This window comes from Halomonas sp. HAL1, assembly GCF_030544485.1.
Taxonomy (GTDB): Bacteria; Pseudomonadota; Gammaproteobacteria; order Pseudomonadales; family Halomonadaceae; genus Vreelandella; species Vreelandella arctica.
On record NZ_CP130610.1, the window covers coordinates 151,799 to 167,471 of the forward strand.

Sequence of the window (15,673 nt, forward strand, 5' to 3'; positions counted from 1 at the left end):
TTTGGAGAAAACCGATGATTCAGACTCAGACAATGCTGGATGTCGCCGACAACAGCGGAGCGCGCCGGGTGCAGTGCATCAAGGTGTTAGGCGGTTCACACCGTCGTTACGCTCGCGTTGGTGATATCATCAAGGTCACGGTTAAGGAAGCGATTCCGCGTGGCAAGGTCAAAAAAGGCCAGGTGCTAAAAGCGGTCGTGGTCCGGACCCGTAGTGGCGTCCGTCGTCCCGACGGTTCGCTCATCCGTTTCGATGGAAATGCGGCAGTTTTGTTGAATAACACCAACGAACAGCCCATCGGTACCCGTATTTTTGGGCCGGTGACTCGTGAACTTCGTAATGAAAAGTTCATGAAGATCATTTCCTTAGCGCCTGAAGTGCTGTAAGGAGCGAGGCGGATATGCAAAAGATCAAACGTGACGATGAAGTCATCGTCATCGCCGGGAAGGATAAAGGCAAACGTGGCACCGTTAAGCGGGTATTAGAAAACCGTTTCTTGGTGTCCGGTGTGAACATGATTAAACGTCACACCAAGCCAAATCCCATGGCGGGAAATCAGGGCGGTATCGTCGAGCGTGAGGCTCCGATTCACGCGTCCAACGTAGCCATCTTCAATTCGGAGACCGGTAAGGCGGATCGCGTCGGCTTCCAAGTGAAGGAAGACGGTACCAAGGTACGTATCTACAAGTCGACGCAGACGCAGATCGACGCCTAACGCGAGTCGGGTAGCAAAATGGCGAACTTGAAAGAACGTTATCAAAACGAGGTAGCAGCTCAACTCAAAGAAGAGTTCAGCTATGCCAACGTTATGCAGGTACCCCGGATCACGAAAGTGACTCTGAACATGGGTATCGGCGAAGCAGTCAACGATAAAAAGTTGATTGACAATGCCATCGGCGATCTAGAGAAACTCTCTGGTCAAAAACCGTTGGTGACCAAGGCACGTAAGTCCATCGCGGGCTTTAAGGTACGTGAAGGTTGGCCAATCGGTATTAAGGTGACCCTGCGCGCTGAGCGCATGTGGGACTTCTTGGACCGCTTGGTTTACATCGCGATTCCCCGCGTGCGTGACTTCCGTGGTCTTAACCCGAAGTCTTTTGACGGTCGCGGCAATTACTCCATGGGTGTGCGTGAGCAGATCATCTTCCCGGAGATCGAGTATGATAAGATCGATCGTATCCGGGGGTTGGACGTCACTATCACTACTACCGCCAAAACCGACGAGGAAGGTCGTGCGCTGCTAACGGCGCTGAACTTCCCCTTCAAGAAATAAGGGTTGGATCATGGCTAAGAAAAGTATGATAGAGCGTGAGCTTAAGCGTACGCAGCTGGTGGCAAAGTATGCCACCAAGCGCGCTGAGCTTAAGAAAATCATCTCGGATGTGAACACGTCTGAGGAAGACCGCTTCGAGGCGACGCTGAAGCTGCAGCAATTGCCGCGTGACTCAAGCCCGGTACGTCAGCGTAACCGCTGCCGTATCACCGGTCGTCCGCACGGTTTTTACAACAAGTTCGGCCTCGGCCGTAACAAGCTGCGTGAAGCCGCCATGCGTGGCGACGTTCCTGGTCTTAAAAAGTCCAGTTGGTAACGCCACGTAGTATCATCAGGAGCGCACATTAAATGAGCATGCAAGACACTCTGGCGGATATGTTTACCCGTATCCGCAATGCGCAGATGGCCACCAAGGAGACGGCTACCATGCCGTCCTCCAAGCTGAAAGTACAAGTGGCCCGAGTGCTAAAGGAAGAAGGCTACATTGCCGACTTTACGGTTGCCGAAGGTGTTAAGCCTGAGCTAACCATCACTCTCAAGTACTTTGAGGGTAAGCCGGTCATTGAGCATATTCAGCGGGTTTCCAAGCCGTCCCTGCGCCGTTACATGGGTAAGGACAACTTGCCTAAGGTCGCCGATGGTCTCGGTATCGCGATTGTCACCACGTCAACGGGTGTCATGACCGATCGTGCCGCGCGCCAAGCGGGTGTCGGTGGCGAAGTCATCTGCACCGTATTCTAGGAGGCTGGAATGTCCCGCATAGCGAAATATCCGGTTAAAGTGCCTGCCAGTGTTGAGATTAAAATCAATGCTGACCAGCTGACCGCCAAAGGCGGCCAAGGCACACTATCGATGACCATTCACCAAGATGTGGTGATTGGTCAAGAAGATGGTCAGCTGACCTTCGCCCCGAGTGAGTCTGCCAAGAGCTGGGCAATGGCCGGTACTACCCGCGCCTTAGTTCAGAACCTGGTAACGGGCGTATCCGAGGGTTTCACAAAAACTCTCGAAATTGTTGGCGTCGGTTATCGTGCCCAAGCTAAGGGCCAGACGCTCAATCTTTCACTGGGCTTCTCGCACCCGGTCGACTACGAACTGCCTGAAGGTGTCTCAGCGGAAACGCCGAAGAACACCGTGATCGTGCTGAAAAGCGCGAACAAGCAGCAGCTCGGTCAGTGCGCCGCGGAAATCCGCGCTTTCCGTCCGCCCGAGCCGTATAAAGGCAAGGGTGTACGGTACGCCGACGAGCAGGTGCGTCGCAAAGAAGCCAAGAAGAAGTAAGGCAGGGTTATGAACGCGAAGAAAGAATCTCGTCTCCGTCGTGCCCGCCGCGCTCGCGCCAAGATCCGCGAGCTGGGCGTGTATCGCCTGTGCGTCAACCGTACCCCGCGTCACATCTATGCGCAGATTATCTCGCCGGATGGTGGCAAAGTGCTAGCCAGTGCTTCTACGCTGGACAAAGCACTGCGCGAGGGTGCGACCGGTAACTCAGATGCTGCCTCTAAAGTAGGTGCTCTGATTGCCGAACGCGCTAAAGAAGCAGGCATCACCCAGGTGGCCTTCGACCGTGCTGGCTTTAAGTATCACGGCCGCGTCAAGGCGCTGGCCGACGCCGCACGTGAAGGCGGCCTGGAATTCTAAAGGGTTTTACGATGGCGAAGAACGAACAGCAAAGCGGTGATCTGCAAGAGAAGTTAGTGCAGGTCAACCGCGTCGCCAAGGTGGTCAAGGGTGGTCGTATTTTCGGCTTCACCGCACTGACCGTCGTTGGTGATGGTAAAGGTCGTGTCGGTTTCGGACGTGGCAAGGCGCGTGAAGTGCCTGTCGCAATCCAGAAAGCGATGGATCAAGCTCGTCGCAACATGGTCAAGGTGAACCTCGCTGGCCAAACGCTGCAGTACCCGGTAAAAGCCCGTCATGGTGCTTCCAAGGTGTACATGCAGCCGGCTTCCGAAGGTACCGGCATCATCGCCGGTGGCGCCATGCGCTCTGTACTAGAGCTTGCCGGTGTCCACGACGTACTGGCCAAGTGCTACGGTTCCACCAACCCGGTTAACGTGGTTCGAGCGACTGTTAAAGGTCTCTCTTCCATGCAAGCACCGGAAGACATTGCCGCTAAGCGCGGTCTGTCTGTCGAAGCGATCACGGGGTAAGGCACCATGGCAGCAACGATCAAGGTTACCCAGATCCGCAGCACCATCGGCATTATGCCCAAGCACAAGGCTACTATGAAAGGCTTGGGCCTGCGTCGCATCGGTCATACGGTTGAACTGGAAGACACCCCTGCCGTACGCGGCATGATCCACAAGGTAACTTACCTTGTGCGCGTTGAGGGAGAGTAATCCATGAAACTCAATAACCTAAGCCCGGCTCCGGGCTCCAAACACGCTGCAAAGCGTGTGGGTCGTGGCATCGGTTCCGGTCTTGGTAAGACCGGTGGCCGTGGTCACAAAGGTCAGAAATCACGTAGTGGTGGCAGTGTTAAGCCCGGTTTCGAAGGCGGTCAGATGCCTTTGCAGCGTCGTTTGCCGAAATTCGGCTTTACGTCTGCAAAGTCTCTGGTCTCTGAAGAAGTACGCCTGGCTGAGCTTGCTAAAGTTGCCGGTGGCGAAGTCACCATGGCATCTTTGAAAGAAGCCAACGTGCTGAAGGACTCTACGCTACACGCGAAGATCATCCTTTCTGGCGAATTGAAAACGGCGGTTACCGTTCGCGGAATCAAGGTCACCAAAGGTGCCCGTGAAGCGATCGAAGCCGCTGGCGGCAAGGTAGAGGACTAAATGGCCAAGTCAGGAAAAATGCCGGCGATGGGCAGCGGTCTGAGTGAACTGTGGGCGCGTTTGCGCTTCGTGCTCCTCGCCATCGTGGTGTACCGTATTGGTGCCCACATTCCCGTTCCCGGTATCAATCCTGACCAGCTTGCTGCCTTGTTTAGGGAGCAACAGGGTACCATCCTAGGCATGTTTAACATGTTCTCGGGTGGCGCCCTGGAGCGCATGAGTGTTCTCGCCCTGGGCATCATGCCCTATATTTCGGCGTCGATTATCATGCAGCTCATGACTGCGGTCTCCCCTCATCTTGAGCAGCTCAAGAAAGAGGGTGAGGCTGGCCGCCGCAAGATTAGCCAGTACACCCGCTACGGCACGGTGATACTGGCGTTTGTCCAGGCTACCGGTATGTCCGTCGGTCTGGCTAGCCAAGGCATCGCGTACAGTGCTGACTTTAGCTTCTACTTCACCGCCGTGATTACGTTTGTATCAGGCGCGGTGTTTATGATGTGGCTAGGTGAGCAGATTACCGAGAAGGGCATTGGCAACGGTATTTCGTTGCTGATCTTCGCCGGTATTGTCGCTGGACTACCCAGTGCCGTGGGCCAAGCCTTTGAGCTTGCCCGTAATGAAGGGGCCTGGAATGTTCTGCCGCTGTTAGCGCTGTCTGTGTTAGGTATTGCGACTGTCGCCTTCGTGGTTTTCATTGAGCGTGGCCAACGCCGCCTCAAGGTTAACTACCCTCGGCGACAAGTGGGTAATAAGATGTATGCAGGGCAAAGTAGCTACCTGCCTTTGAAGGTCAACATGGCTGGCGTTATTCCGGCGATTTTTGCCTCCAGTATTCTGCTCTTTCCGGCCTCTATTGGTCAGTGGGTAGGTGCCGGTGAAGGTATGGAGTGGTTGCAGCGTGCATCTCAGGCATTAGGCCCAGGTCAACCGCTTTACATCTTGCTTTTCGCGGCGGCAGTGGTATTCTTCTGCTTCTTTTACACAGCGCTGGTCTTCAACCCCAAGGATGTGGCTGACAATCTTAAAAAGTCAGGCGCTTTCCTGCCGGGCATTCGCCCCGGCGAGCAGACCGCTCGCTATATCGACAAGGTCATGACACGTCTGACCCTGTTCGGTGCCTTGTATATCACTGCGGTTTCCTTGATGCCCCAGTTCTTGATTGTGGCGTGGAACGTGCCGTTTTTCTTCGGCGGTACCTCGTTGTTAATCGTAGTCGTGGTCATCATGGACTTCATGGCCCAGGTGCAATCGCATCTCATGTCGCATCAGTATGACTCAGTGATGAAGAAGTCCAACCTGAAAGGCTACGGTAGCGGCGGTATCATGCGCTGAGGCGCCGCCCACCCCTATTAACTTAGTGAAGTGGCGTGCCGCGAGCCGGTTTTTGGAGAAAGATCGATGAAAGTTCGAGCTTCCGTAAAGAAAATGTGCCGTAACTGCAAGATTATTCGTCGCAATGGCGCTGTCCGCGTCATCTGCAGCGAACCACGGCACAAACAACGCCAGGGTTAATCTCCCTGGGTTGTATTAAGCGGTGCCAGCATACCCCTTGCCTTAGGGCGCTAAAAGGGGTATGCTGTCGCGCCTTTTGTAGATGAATAAACGAGCAAGCCGCTCAAATTTCGGAGTAAGCTGATGGCCCGTATTGCAGGCGTCAATATCCCGGACAACAAGCATGCGGCGATCTCGCTGACCTATATCTTCGGGATTGGCCGTACCCGTGCTGAGCACATCTGTGCAGCAGCCGGTATTGCCACTACTGCCAAGATCCAGGACCTGTCTTCTGAAGAAGTCGACACCCTGCGTTCTGAAGTTGGCAAGTACACCGTAGAAGGCGACCTTCGTCGTGATGTTACGCTTAACATTAAGCGTCTCATGGACTTAGGCTGCTACCGTGGTCTGCGTCATCGTCGTAGTCTTCCGCTGCGTGGTCAGCGGACTAAGACTAACGCGCGCACCCGTAAGGGCCCGCGTAAGCCGATCCGCAAATAACACGCACGTTCTGGCGTAAAGACAGGAATAGACATCAACATGGCTAACCCGCGTAGTAACCGTAAAAAGGTTAAAAAGCAGGTAGTGGATGCGATTGCGCATATCCATGCCTCTTTTAACAACACGATCGTGACGATCACAGACCGCCAGGGCAACGCTCTTTCTTGGGCGACTGCCGGTGGTTCGGGTTTTCGTGGTTCTCGCAAGAGCACCCCGTTCGCTGCTCAAGTGGCAAGCGAACGTGCAGCAACTGCTGCAGCCGAGTATGGTGTGAAGAACGTAGACGTACTGGTTAAAGGTCCAGGACCCGGTCGTGAATCCGCCGTGCGCGCACTGAATGCCGCCGGCTTCCGCGTGCAAAGCATCGTAGACGCGACGCCCATTCCCCATAATGGCTGCCGTCCGCCGAAGAAACGCCGCGTTTAAGGAGACAGATTCATGGCTCGTTATATTGGACCGAAGTGCAAACTGTCTCGTCGTGAAGGCACCGACCTCTTTTTGAAGAGCGGTGTTACTCCCTTCGAGAAAAAGTGTAAATCCGAGCAAATCCCGGGTGTACACGGCCAGCGTCGTCAACGTCTTTCAGACTACGGCTTGCAGCTTCGCGAGAAGCAAAAAGTACGTCGCATGTATGGCGTACTCGAAAAACAGTTCCGTAACTACTACAAAGAAGCCGCTCGCCTGAAAGGCGCGACTGGTGAAGTATTGTTGCAGTTGCTCGAATCCCGACTGGATAATGTCGTCTACCGCATGGGCTTCGGCTCGACTCGCTCTGAAGCGCGTCAGCTGGTCAGCCACAAGGCGATTTCCGTGAACGGCCGCACCGTTAACGTAGCTTCCTATCAAGTGAAGCCGGGTGACGTTGTTTCCATTCGCGAAAAGGCGAAAAACCAAGCACGTATTCAAAGCGCGTTGTCCATTGCGGCCAACCGTGGCGATATCGCTTGGATCGAAATCGACGCCAAGAAGATGGAAGGCACTTTCAAGGCTCTGCCTGAACGCGGTGACCTGTCTGCCGACATCAACGAAAACCTGATCGTCGAGCTGTACTCCAAGTAAGCAGTTTTCTGTTTCTTGTCTATCTGGTGCGGGTGTAACGCCCGCGCCAGGTCGTACCGAGTACCAAGTATCCGTTTGGCAGCCTGAAAGGTGTTCATATGCAGCGTTCAGTGACAGAGTTTCTACGTCCTCGCGACATCAAGGTCGAAGAAATCAGCGCACATCACGCCAAAATCGTGCTCGAACCGTTCGAGCGTGGCTTTGGTCACACCCTGGGGAATGCACTGCGTCGCATTCTGCTTTCGTCTATGCCCGGCTGTGCCGTGGTAGAGGCTGAAATTGCTGGCGTCGAGCATGAATACAGTGCGCTCGAAGGGGTGCAGGAAGATGTCATTGAAATCCTCCTGAACTTGAAAGATGTTGCGATCAAGATGCACAGCCGCGATGAGGCGGTGCTCACGCTGAACAAGCAGGGCCCAGCCGTCGTCACCGCTGGCGACATTGCGCTTGATCATAGCGTCGAAATCGTCAACCCGGACCACATCATTGCTCATGTCAATGAAGGTGCCGAGCTGAAAATTCAGCTTAAGGTAGCGCTGGGTCGTGGCTACGAACCGGCTGACGCGCGTGGCTCTGATGAAGAGACGCGTGCCATTGGCCGCCTGCAGCTGGATGCCACCTTCAGCCCTGTCCGCCGTGTTTCCTACTCGGTTGAGGCCGCTCGTGTTGAGCAGCGCACCGATCTCGATAAGCTAATTATCGATCTGGAAACCGACGGTACCCTGGATCCGGAAGAGGCTATCCGTCGCAGTGCGACCATCCTGCAAGAGCAGCTGGCCGCCTTCGTCGACCTGGAAGCTGATAAAGAACAGGAAGTCGAAGAGGAAGAGGATCATGTTGATCCAATTCTATTGCGCCCCGTAGACGATCTTGAGTTGACCGTTCGCAGCGCGAACTGCCTAAAAGCCGAGAATATTTATTACATCGGTGATCTTATCCAGCGCACAGAAGTTGAGCTGTTGAAGACACCGAATCTCGGTAAGAAATCTTTGAATGAAATCAAAGACGTATTGGCGGCTCGCGGCTTGTCCCTTGGCATGCGGTTGGAAAATTGGCCACCGGCAAGCCTGAAGGACGACAAAGCCTCCGCGTGAGCGTCGACTTGAGTCCCAGTTTGGTAAGGAATTACAACCATGCGTCATCGTAAGAGTGGTCGTCATCTGAATCGCACCAGCTCGCATCGTCAGGCCATGTTCAAGAACATGTCTGTCTCGCTGGTCGAGCATGAAGTCATTAAGACAACCCTGCCTAAAGCCAAGGAGCTGCGTCGCGTTATCGAGCCGCTGATCACCTTGTCTAAGCAGGATAGCGTTGCAAACCGTCGTTTGGCATTTGCCCGCACGCGCTCTAAAGAAGCCGTCGGCAAACTGTTCAACGAACTAGGTCCGCGTTATGCCGAGCGTCCGGGCGGTTACGTCCGTATTCTTAAGTGCGGTTTCCGCACCGGCGACAACGCGCCTATGGCGTTCGTTGAGCTAGTTGATCGTCCGGTTGTTGAAGAAGCTGCTGCAGAAGAGTAATCCTCTGCGCTAGGTTTCTTTAGTAGCAATCGAAAACCGACCCCTCAGTGGGTCGGTTTTTTTGTGCGCCCGGCACGGGCGCACTCCTGGAGGTGCAAGTCCTCCCGTAAGCTGGCCACAGCGAACGAAGCGAAGCGCAACTGCGGAAGGGTGACCAACCGTGGGAAGGAAGCGTGGAGCGTAAACCGCGAGCCGATGAACAAGAACCGGATAGGAGGCGCTGCCAAGCAGGGCGAGCGGGCAAGAAGCCGCGAAGCTCTTGTGGCCAAGGCGACGTAGCGTATATCCGGCGGTTGTGCGGTGAAGGAGTGTGTTCTTACCCGGGGAGATCTCGCCTTATGCCTGAAAGGGCAACGTGACCCCACGGAGCGAGAAGTCAGCAGAGGCCGTAGTAGCTCCTCGTTTTTTGGAGCAAAGGGCCGAACGAGAAGGAGCGTCAAACGTCTTGTCGATGAGATCAGTAACGCATCAGATGCCCGCGACTGCGGGGCGGGAGAAGGCATGCCAAGGTGAAGCCTTGTCGTCCTGCTCCAGCGATGAAACTGGCCTCCCGCGACAAGTGCCGGAGGACGCAGGGCAAGGTCTGCTTGAGCGGGCCTTCGCAAGAGAGAACATGCTACGTGCATGGAAGCGCGTGCGTGCCAACAAGGGAGCAGCAGGCATCGATGGTCTGGATATTGCTCAGACCGCCGAGCACCTAAGGTGGGCCTGGCCCGATATTCGACAGCAGCTTCTTGCAAGTCGATATTATCCTCAGCCTGTCCGCCGAGTGGCTATTCCGAAGCCAGATGGAAGCGAACGAGAACTGGGGATACCCACCGTGACTGACCGTCTTATCCAACAGGCACTGCTGCAAGTTCTACAACCGCTGATCGATCCCACTTTTAGCGAGCACAGCTACGGCTTCCGTCCGGGCCGCCGTGCCCATGATGCCGTACTAGCTGCTCAGAGCTTCGCCCAACAGGGTTACCACACCGTTGTCGATGTTGACTTGTCTCGATTCTTTGACCGAGTCAATCATGACATCCTGATAGACCGCCTGAGGAAACGCATCCAGGATAATCGTGTTATCCATCTGGTTCGTGCGTATTTGAATGCGGGAATAATGGAGGGAGGGGTGGTCATTTATCGGCATGAGGGGACACCGCAGGGTGGCCCATTATCGCCGCTACTGGCCAATATCCTGCTGGATGAGGTGGATCGCACACTGGAACGTCGCGGCCACCACTTTGCTCGCTATGCCGACGACTGCAACGTTTACGTGCGTAGTCAGAAAGCAGGGGAGCGAGTCATGGCTTTGCTACGTCGCTGTTACAGTAAGCTGCGCTTGACGATCAATGAGTCCAAAAGTGCGGTCACCAGCGTGTTTGGTCGCAAGTTCCTGGGCTACGCCCTATGGGAAGCTAAGGGTGGAGATGTCCGACGTGGTATATCAGCAAAAGCGTTGGGGGCATTTAAACAGCGGATTAGGCAACTGACACGCCGAAATGGCGGACGCAGTATCTCACAGGTCGTCGCCTATCTACGACGCTACCTTTTAGGCTGGCAAGGCTACTTTAAGCTGTCGCAAACACCTCGTATCTGGCGGTCGCTGGACGGGTGGATACGACGACGGTTAAGAGCTTTGCACCTTAAGCAATGGCGTCGGGGTAAGACGATTTATCGTGAGCTGATGCGTCTTGGCGCTACGCCGAGGGTAGCACAATCGGTGGCGGCGTTGAGTCGTCGCTGGTGGCACAACAGTCTGTCGGGAGTCCATCATGTATTAACGGTGGCCTACTTTGATCGGCTGGGCGTGCCCCGTCTCTCATAACCTCAACTTCTCGAACCGCCCGGTGCGGACCCGCATGCCGGGTGGTGTGGCAGGGGACCGGTCAGCCATGCTGACCGCCCCTATGCCGATATGGCTTATATTTATCTTCTTTTGATACGCATGTAACTTCTCTTTTTCTAAGCCTAACTCCGTATATACTCAACTTATTATTAAAAGTACCTAGCATGGCCGTGCAGAGCAGGGAAAGCCTTGCGTTGCACCTTGAGTATGGCATGGTAGTTAGGCCGTGGATCAGTCACAGTACGTTGATAACAAGCAAGGGGCAGGTATGTATGCGAGGATAAAACAGATCGCCGTTGGCGGCGCATCAACGGTATGGTCACTGAGTATGGTTTTGCTGCTTATGCTGGCAATGGTCTCCAGTGCTCACGCCGACAATCCACGCTATGCAGGCATTGTGGTGGATTTGGATAATGGCGAAGTCCTCTACGCTGAAAATATTGACGATCAGCGTTATCCTGCCTCGCTGACCAAAATGATGACCCTGTATTTGACCTTTGAAGCGCTGGAAGCGGGCACGCTGCGTTTAGACCAGCCCTTGCCGGTTTCCCGTTTTGCAGCAGCAAAGCCAGCCGTAAAGCTCTGGCTTGCTGCAGGTAGTTCTATTCCCGTCGATACGGCCATACGTGCGCTAGCGGTTCGCTCGGCCAATGATGTTGCCGCGGTGGTTGCCGAAGCACTGGGCGGTAGCGAAGCGCGTTTTGCACAGATGATGACCACCAAGGCGCGCGAGCTTGGCATGCACGCGACCACCTTCCGCAATGCCTCTGGCTTGCCTGATGACGGCCAAGTGACCACCGCACGGGATATGTTGACGCTCTCAGTACGCGTAATGCAGGATTTTCCGCAGTACTACCACTATTTCGGTCTTCAGGAATTTACCTATCGCGGTACACGGCATACCAGCCACAACCGTCTGGTGCGTGATTATCCTGGCGCTGATGGGCTGAAAACCGGATTTATTAGAGCGTCTGGTTTTAATGTGGCGACCACCGCAGTGCGCGGTAATCGGCGATTAGTAGCAGTGGTGATGGGCGGTTTTTCATCTCAGTCGCGTGATACCCATATGGCCAATTTGCTAGACCGCAGCTTCTTGCGAGCTTCGCTACGAGATCAACGTAGCTGGGTGGCCGACACCACCTTTTCACAAGAGTTTATGGCTTTTGCCCCTCCCGCCCAGCCGGTTTCTCCACCAACACCAGAGCCGCGTCAGCCGCTGTTGGCCGTCGTGGAAACGACCACGCTTTCGCCCTCCGCGAACACTGCCGCTTCAGCGCCCGTCGTGGATCTTGAAGAACAGTTGGCCGATATAACCAGCGTTCAACGCCCCACGCCTGAAAGCGAGATGCCGCAGGCCGACCCATTGCAGGCCTTTATTGAGCGCGAACGTCAGCTTGCTTCCGTTAATGAAATAGGCGGCGGTTGGGGAGTTCAGGTAGGCGCCTTTAGCCAGGAGGCCCAGGCACGTCAATTGGCGCAGCAGGCGGCACAGCGCATTGCACAAAGTTTAGGTGGTCGTGTGGCTATCGACACCGTAGAGGGTCAGAACCCGGTTTACCGCGCCCGCTTAATGGCGTTGGATGAACAGCGCGCCCGCCAGGCGTGTCGCGAACTGCACTCCCAGGGGATGGACTGTATGGTTGTTAACGCCAGCTTGTAAGCTGGTTAAGCTGGCGTTGGTTCAAGCGCTGGCCCAGGTACGAATCACCCCGCCACTCGTTATTAGGCGGGGTTTTTGCTTTTAAGCCATTGACGATTACCGGCTAACCACAACTAAGGAGATAGCGGTGACAACCTCACTGAAGGGCATACTCTGCATGTGTATGGGGGTTCTTTTTCTCGCCCTGGGAGACGCCGTTTCCAAGTGGTTAGGCGAGACACATTCGCCGCTGCAGATAATTTTTTTCCGTGCTTTAGTCTCGCTACCAATGATTGCGCTGCTTGCCCATTTTGCAGGCGGTTTACGCAAACTACGGACGAAACGCCCAGGCGTTCATTTTCTGCGTGGATTGATCTATACCGCCACCATGGTCTGTTTCGTCTGGGGGTTAACGCTGTTGCCCCTGGCGGAAGCGACGGCAATCGCCTTTGTGGCACCGCTATTTGTCACTCTCCTGTCGGTGCCCTTGCTAGGAGAGCGTATCGACCCACCGGTACTGATCGCCTCGTTAGTCGGGTTTGTGGGTGTGCTGATTGTGGTTCGCCCTAATGGTGATGCCTTCCAGCTAGGCGCGCTGGTGCTGGTCGCCGCGGCGCTCTTTTATGCGTTGATGATGATTACCGCACGTCGCTACGGCGCCCGTGAACACTTATGGGCAATGCTGTTTTATATGACTTTTGTGCCACTCGTGGTGACCGGTTTAACGTTGCCATGGGTATGGCAAACCCCCCAGCCCTGGCACTGGGTCGGTTTTTTCACTTCTGGAATCTTCGGTGTTGCGGCGACCGCCTTTATTACTCTGGCGTTTCGGTATGCGCCAGCCGCCATTGCCGCCCCGTTTGATTACACCGCGATGCTCTGGGCAGTGCTACTGGGATGGTGGTTCTGGGGCGAAATGCCGGATCTCTGGGTGTGGGTAGGCAGCGCCTTGATCATGGGCAGTGGCTTAGCGGTGGCGTATCACGACCGTAGAACGACCCTGAAACGCCGTCCCACCGCTTAAGCGAACTGATAAACATCTTGGCGAATGCGTAGTGCTCCCTTAAGTGACGGGGATTACTTGAAACGCACGTGCCGCCTGGCAAGGATCGGGTTGGCCGCAAATGGCCGAAATCACCGCTAAGCCGTTCGCTCCCGCCTGCTGCACACTGCCGGTATGTGATGCTTTTAGGCCGCCGATGGCCACACAGGGCAGAGGGCATGCCTTGACCAGCGTTGCCAAACCGTCCAAGCCGATAGGCTGGGCGTGATCCTGCTTACTAACTGTCGCAAACACGGGGCCCAGTCCTACATAGTCGAGTAGCTCGATGGGAGCGGCTTGTAGTTGGGCGAGCGTATTGATTGATAGGCCAATAATGGCTTGATCCCCCAGTGCTCTGCGGGCTTCCTGCACCGCCGCGTCGCTCTGGCCCACATGCAGGCCGTCTGCTTGGCTCTCCAGGGCCACCTGTAACCGGTCATTAATGATCAGTGGTACACCGGTTCCGGTTAGTAGCTCTTTTAGTCGTTTGGCCTGGGCCGTCATTTGTGCATCGCTGGCATGTTTATCGCGCAGTTGCACAACAGTGACGCCACCGTTTACCGCTGCCTCAACCGTCTGCTCCAAGCCATAATCGCTACACAGCGCAGCGTCAGTCACCAAATAAAGCGATAGATCAAGCGCCATGGATCGCCTCCCACTGCGTATGCGTCGTAAGGTCGTTGGGGGTAAGTTGGTAAAGCGCATCCAGCAGTGCTACTTGGAAACTGCCTGGCCCCTGCGCAGCGTTACCCGCACGCTCGCCAGCGATGGCAAAGCAGCCCAGCGCGGCGGCGGTCGCTGCCAATGGGGTTTCACGGTGGGTGGCGATAAACGCTGTAACTAGCGCGCTCAGCCCACAGCCTAAGGTGGTGACGCGAGGCATCAATGGATGACCACCGCTAATGCGATAATGCTGTGTGCCGTCTGTCACCCAGTCGGTCTTCCCAGTCATTGCCACAATGCAGCCATGCTGTTGTGCCAATGCTATCGCGGCCTCCTCCGCTTGCTCAGTGGCGGCAGTCGCGTCGACACCGCGGCCTTGGCTGGTTAGGCCATTAAGGGCAAGGATTTCCGACGCATTGCCACGAATCACGCTTGGTTGAGCGGTCAGCAGCTTCGCGCAGAGGGTTTGTCGATAAAGCGTGGCCCCCACCGCAACGGGGTCTAGCACCCAAGGAATGGCATGCTGGCTCGCGGTTACCGTGGCGGTCAGCATGGCATCAGCCCAGTGGGAGGAAATAGTGCCTATATTGATCGACAGCCCCGCGGAAATGGCGGTGAACTCAGCCACTTCTTCAGGGGCATGCAGCATCGCTGGCGACGCGCCGGTGGCTAACAGCACATTCGCGGTGCTGTTCATGGCAACGTAATTAGTCATGCAGTGCACCAACGGCGTCACTGCGCGCATCGTTTCAAGATAATCGCCAAGCGGGGGTAAGGGCATAGCGTCTTCCTGTCGTGGTTGCGTTAAGCGACAACGCATTAACAAAGGGATTATTGATAGCGGTTTATGCCACCATGTTAACGATTATCCAGTCCATGTGCTGACACAAGGTGGTTAAAGATTATAGCCTTATGGATAAGACCAATTTTGCAAAGGAGAGTTAGATGAGTTTTCAAGGTGAGCAGCACCCGGGTGTCGTCGCCACACCATCGCAAACCCAAGGGTTTCGTTTAAACCACACCATGCTGCGGGTGAAAGACCCTGAGCGCGCACTGGCGTTCTACTCAACCGTGTTTGGCATGCAAGTGATGCGGCGGTTGGATTTCGAAGAGATGCAGTTCTCGCTCTACTTTTTAGCCAACCTGGAACCGAGCGATAGCGTGCCTGAAGAGCCTGAGGCGCGTACCGCCTGGACCTTTAGCCAGAAAGGGCTATTAGAGTTGACCCACAACTGGGGCACCGAAAATAAGGACGACTTTGCTTACCACGATGGCAACGCTGAGCCACAAGGCTTTGGGCATATCTGCTTTAACGTACCGGATTTAGCAGCGGCCCAGGCGTGGTTTGACGAGCGCGACGTTACCTTCGTCAAGCGTGCCGATCAGGGCAAGATGAAAGATGTTATCTTCGTTAAAGACCCGGACGGCTACTGGATCGAAGTGATTCAGGCAGACCTGATGGTAGGAAAGAGCGACGCATGAGGCACGCCAATGGCTGAACTCCTGTTCCGGCTGCGTCACGTTACCGACGAAGAAGCTATGGAAGTGCGCGACCTGCTGGCCGCCCATGGCTTTGACACCTATGAAACCCAGGCGGGCTTTTTCCGCCTGGGGGTCGATGCTATTTGGCTGCGTAATCCACACCAACACGAGGCGGCCATCGCGGCGTTAAATGCCTACCAGGCGGAGCGTCTTGAGCGCGCCCAGCGCGAACACCAAGCGGCGGTTGAGCGGGGCGACGCGGAGACACTGTGGCGCCGCTTAGCGGCTCACCCGCTGCAGGTAGTGCTGGTGCTGTTAGCCGTGGGGCTGATTGCGGCCCTCACGCTGCTGCCGTTTCTGGGTTTATCACGAAGCTAAGCAATAAACTA

At 55.4% G+C, this 15,673-nt stretch carries 24 protein-coding genes; 22 read left to right on the plus strand and 2 right to left on the minus strand.

The features are described from left to right. Positions 1-14 precede the first annotated feature (14 nt). The 20 genes from rplN to Q3Y66_RS00780 all read left to right on the plus strand — a co-directional run bounded on the left by rplN (position 15) and on the right by Q3Y66_RS00780 (position 13,121). Positions 15-386: a 50S ribosomal protein L14 gene (gene rplN / locus Q3Y66_RS00685; protein WP_008959163.1), complete on the plus strand. Its 372-nt coding sequence runs from the start codon at positions 15-17 to the stop codon at positions 384-386. A gap of 14 nt (positions 387-400) precedes the next feature. Beyond that, positions 401-715, plus strand: a complete 315-nt coding sequence (gene rplX, locus Q3Y66_RS00690; RefSeq protein WP_007111996.1) for a 50S ribosomal protein L24 — start codon at positions 401-403, stop codon at positions 713-715. Positions 716-733: 18 nt separating this feature from the next. Continuing rightward, positions 734-1,273 carry a 50S ribosomal protein L5 gene (gene rplE / locus Q3Y66_RS00695; RefSeq protein WP_007111995.1) on the plus strand — a complete coding sequence of 180 codons (540 nt, stop codon included), beginning with the start codon at positions 734-736 and terminating at the stop codon, positions 1,271-1,273. Between the two features lie 10 nt (positions 1,274-1,283). Further along, the gene (rpsN, locus tag Q3Y66_RS00700) at positions 1,284-1,589 is read left to right on the plus strand and encodes a 30S ribosomal protein S14 (RefSeq protein WP_008959162.1); all 306 of its coding nucleotides are present in this window, start codon (positions 1,284-1,286) and stop codon (positions 1,587-1,589) included. Between the two features lie 32 nt (positions 1,590-1,621). Beyond that, the gene (gene rpsH, locus Q3Y66_RS00705; protein ID WP_008959161.1) at positions 1,622-2,014 is read left to right on the plus strand and encodes a 30S ribosomal protein S8; all 393 of its coding nucleotides are present in this window, start codon (positions 1,622-1,624) and stop codon (positions 2,012-2,014) included. Positions 2,015-2,023: 9 nt separating this feature from the next. Beyond that, positions 2,024-2,554 (plus strand): 50S ribosomal protein L6, encoded by a 531-nt coding sequence (rplF, locus tag Q3Y66_RS00710; protein ID WP_008959160.1) that lies wholly within the window; start codon positions 2,024-2,026, stop codon positions 2,552-2,554. Positions 2,555-2,563: 9 nt separating this feature from the next. Then, positions 2,564-2,914, plus strand: a complete 351-nt coding sequence (rplR, locus tag Q3Y66_RS00715; protein ID WP_008959159.1) for a 50S ribosomal protein L18 — start codon at positions 2,564-2,566, stop codon at positions 2,912-2,914. A gap of 11 nt (positions 2,915-2,925) precedes the next feature. Next, complete coding sequence (rpsE, locus tag Q3Y66_RS00720; protein ID WP_008959158.1) at positions 2,926-3,426, plus strand: 30S ribosomal protein S5; 501 nt, start codon at positions 2,926-2,928, stop codon at positions 3,424-3,426. A gap of 6 nt (positions 3,427-3,432) precedes the next feature. Then, a complete protein-coding gene (gene rpmD, locus Q3Y66_RS00725; RefSeq protein WP_008959157.1) occupies positions 3,433-3,615 on the plus strand; it encodes a 50S ribosomal protein L30 in 183 nt (60 codons plus the stop codon). Positions 3,616-3,618: 3 nt separating this feature from the next. Continuing rightward, on the plus strand, positions 3,619-4,053 hold the full coding sequence (gene rplO, locus Q3Y66_RS00730) for a 50S ribosomal protein L15 (RefSeq protein WP_008959156.1): 435 nt from the start codon (positions 3,619-3,621) through the stop codon (positions 4,051-4,053). Then, on the plus strand, positions 4,054-5,385 hold the full coding sequence (secY, locus tag Q3Y66_RS00735; RefSeq protein WP_008959155.1) for a preprotein translocase subunit SecY: 1,332 nt from the start codon (positions 4,054-4,056) through the stop codon (positions 5,383-5,385). Positions 5,386-5,451: 66 nt separating this feature from the next. Then, entirely contained in the window at positions 5,452-5,565 is a 114-nt protein-coding gene (gene rpmJ, locus Q3Y66_RS00740; RefSeq protein ID WP_008959154.1) for a 50S ribosomal protein L36, read from the plus strand. 123 nt (positions 5,566-5,688) lie between these two features. Further along, complete coding sequence (gene rpsM, locus Q3Y66_RS00745) at positions 5,689-6,045, plus strand: 30S ribosomal protein S13 (RefSeq protein ID WP_008959153.1); 357 nt, start codon at positions 5,689-5,691, stop codon at positions 6,043-6,045. 39 nt (positions 6,046-6,084) lie between these two features. Further along, on the plus strand, positions 6,085-6,471 hold the full coding sequence (rpsK, locus tag Q3Y66_RS00750; protein ID WP_007111985.1) for a 30S ribosomal protein S11: 387 nt from the start codon (positions 6,085-6,087) through the stop codon (positions 6,469-6,471). A gap of 12 nt (positions 6,472-6,483) precedes the next feature. After that, positions 6,484-7,104, plus strand: coding sequence for a 30S ribosomal protein S4 (gene rpsD, locus Q3Y66_RS00755; RefSeq protein ID WP_008959152.1), 621 nt, complete (start codon positions 6,484-6,486; stop codon positions 7,102-7,104). A 98-nt stretch (positions 7,105-7,202) separates the two neighbouring features. Then, entirely contained in the window at positions 7,203-8,198 is a 996-nt protein-coding gene (gene rpoA / locus Q3Y66_RS00760; protein WP_008959151.1) for a DNA-directed RNA polymerase subunit alpha, read from the plus strand. Positions 8,199-8,237: 39 nt separating this feature from the next. After that, positions 8,238-8,624, plus strand: coding sequence for a 50S ribosomal protein L17 (gene rplQ / locus Q3Y66_RS00765; RefSeq protein ID WP_008959150.1), 387 nt, complete (start codon positions 8,238-8,240; stop codon positions 8,622-8,624). 451 nt (positions 8,625-9,075) lie between these two features. Then, a complete protein-coding gene (ltrA, locus tag Q3Y66_RS00770; protein ID WP_085942804.1) occupies positions 9,076-10,437 on the plus strand; it encodes a group II intron reverse transcriptase/maturase in 1,362 nt (453 codons plus the stop codon). Between the two features lie 247 nt (positions 10,438-10,684). After that, positions 10,685-12,118 (plus strand): D-alanyl-D-alanine carboxypeptidase, encoded by a 1,434-nt coding sequence (locus tag Q3Y66_RS00775; RefSeq protein ID WP_337998526.1) that lies wholly within the window; start codon positions 10,685-10,687, stop codon positions 12,116-12,118. Positions 12,119-12,245: 127 nt separating this feature from the next. Then, on the plus strand, positions 12,246-13,121 hold the full coding sequence (locus Q3Y66_RS00780) for a DMT family transporter (protein ID WP_008958382.1): 876 nt from the start codon (positions 12,246-12,248) through the stop codon (positions 13,119-13,121). Positions 13,122-13,160: 39 nt separating this feature from the next. Here the strand turns inward: Q3Y66_RS00780 and thiE are convergent, their stop codons facing one another. Together thiE and thiM are read right to left on the minus strand one after the other, a co-directional pair. Further along, on the minus strand, positions 13,161-13,784 hold the full coding sequence (thiE, locus tag Q3Y66_RS00785; RefSeq protein WP_008958383.1) for a thiamine phosphate synthase: 624 nt from the start codon (positions 13,782-13,784) through the stop codon (positions 13,161-13,163). After that, complete coding sequence (gene thiM, locus Q3Y66_RS00790) at positions 13,774-14,583, minus strand: hydroxyethylthiazole kinase (RefSeq protein ID WP_008958384.1); 810 nt, start codon at positions 14,581-14,583, stop codon at positions 13,774-13,776. Before thiM ends, thiE begins: the two co-directional genes overlap by 11 nt. A 164-nt stretch (positions 14,584-14,747) precedes the next feature. On the opposite strand from thiM, the gene gloA reads away from it, so the two are divergent. Together gloA and Q3Y66_RS00800 are read left to right on the plus strand one after the other, a co-directional pair. Continuing rightward, complete coding sequence (gene gloA, locus Q3Y66_RS00795; RefSeq protein WP_008958385.1) at positions 14,748-15,284, plus strand: lactoylglutathione lyase; 537 nt, start codon at positions 14,748-14,750, stop codon at positions 15,282-15,284. A 9-nt stretch (positions 15,285-15,293) separates the two neighbouring features. Next, the gene (locus Q3Y66_RS00800) at positions 15,294-15,662 is read left to right on the plus strand and encodes a DUF6164 family protein (RefSeq protein ID WP_008958386.1); all 369 of its coding nucleotides are present in this window, start codon (positions 15,294-15,296) and stop codon (positions 15,660-15,662) included. Positions 15,663-15,673 lie beyond the last annotated feature (11 nt).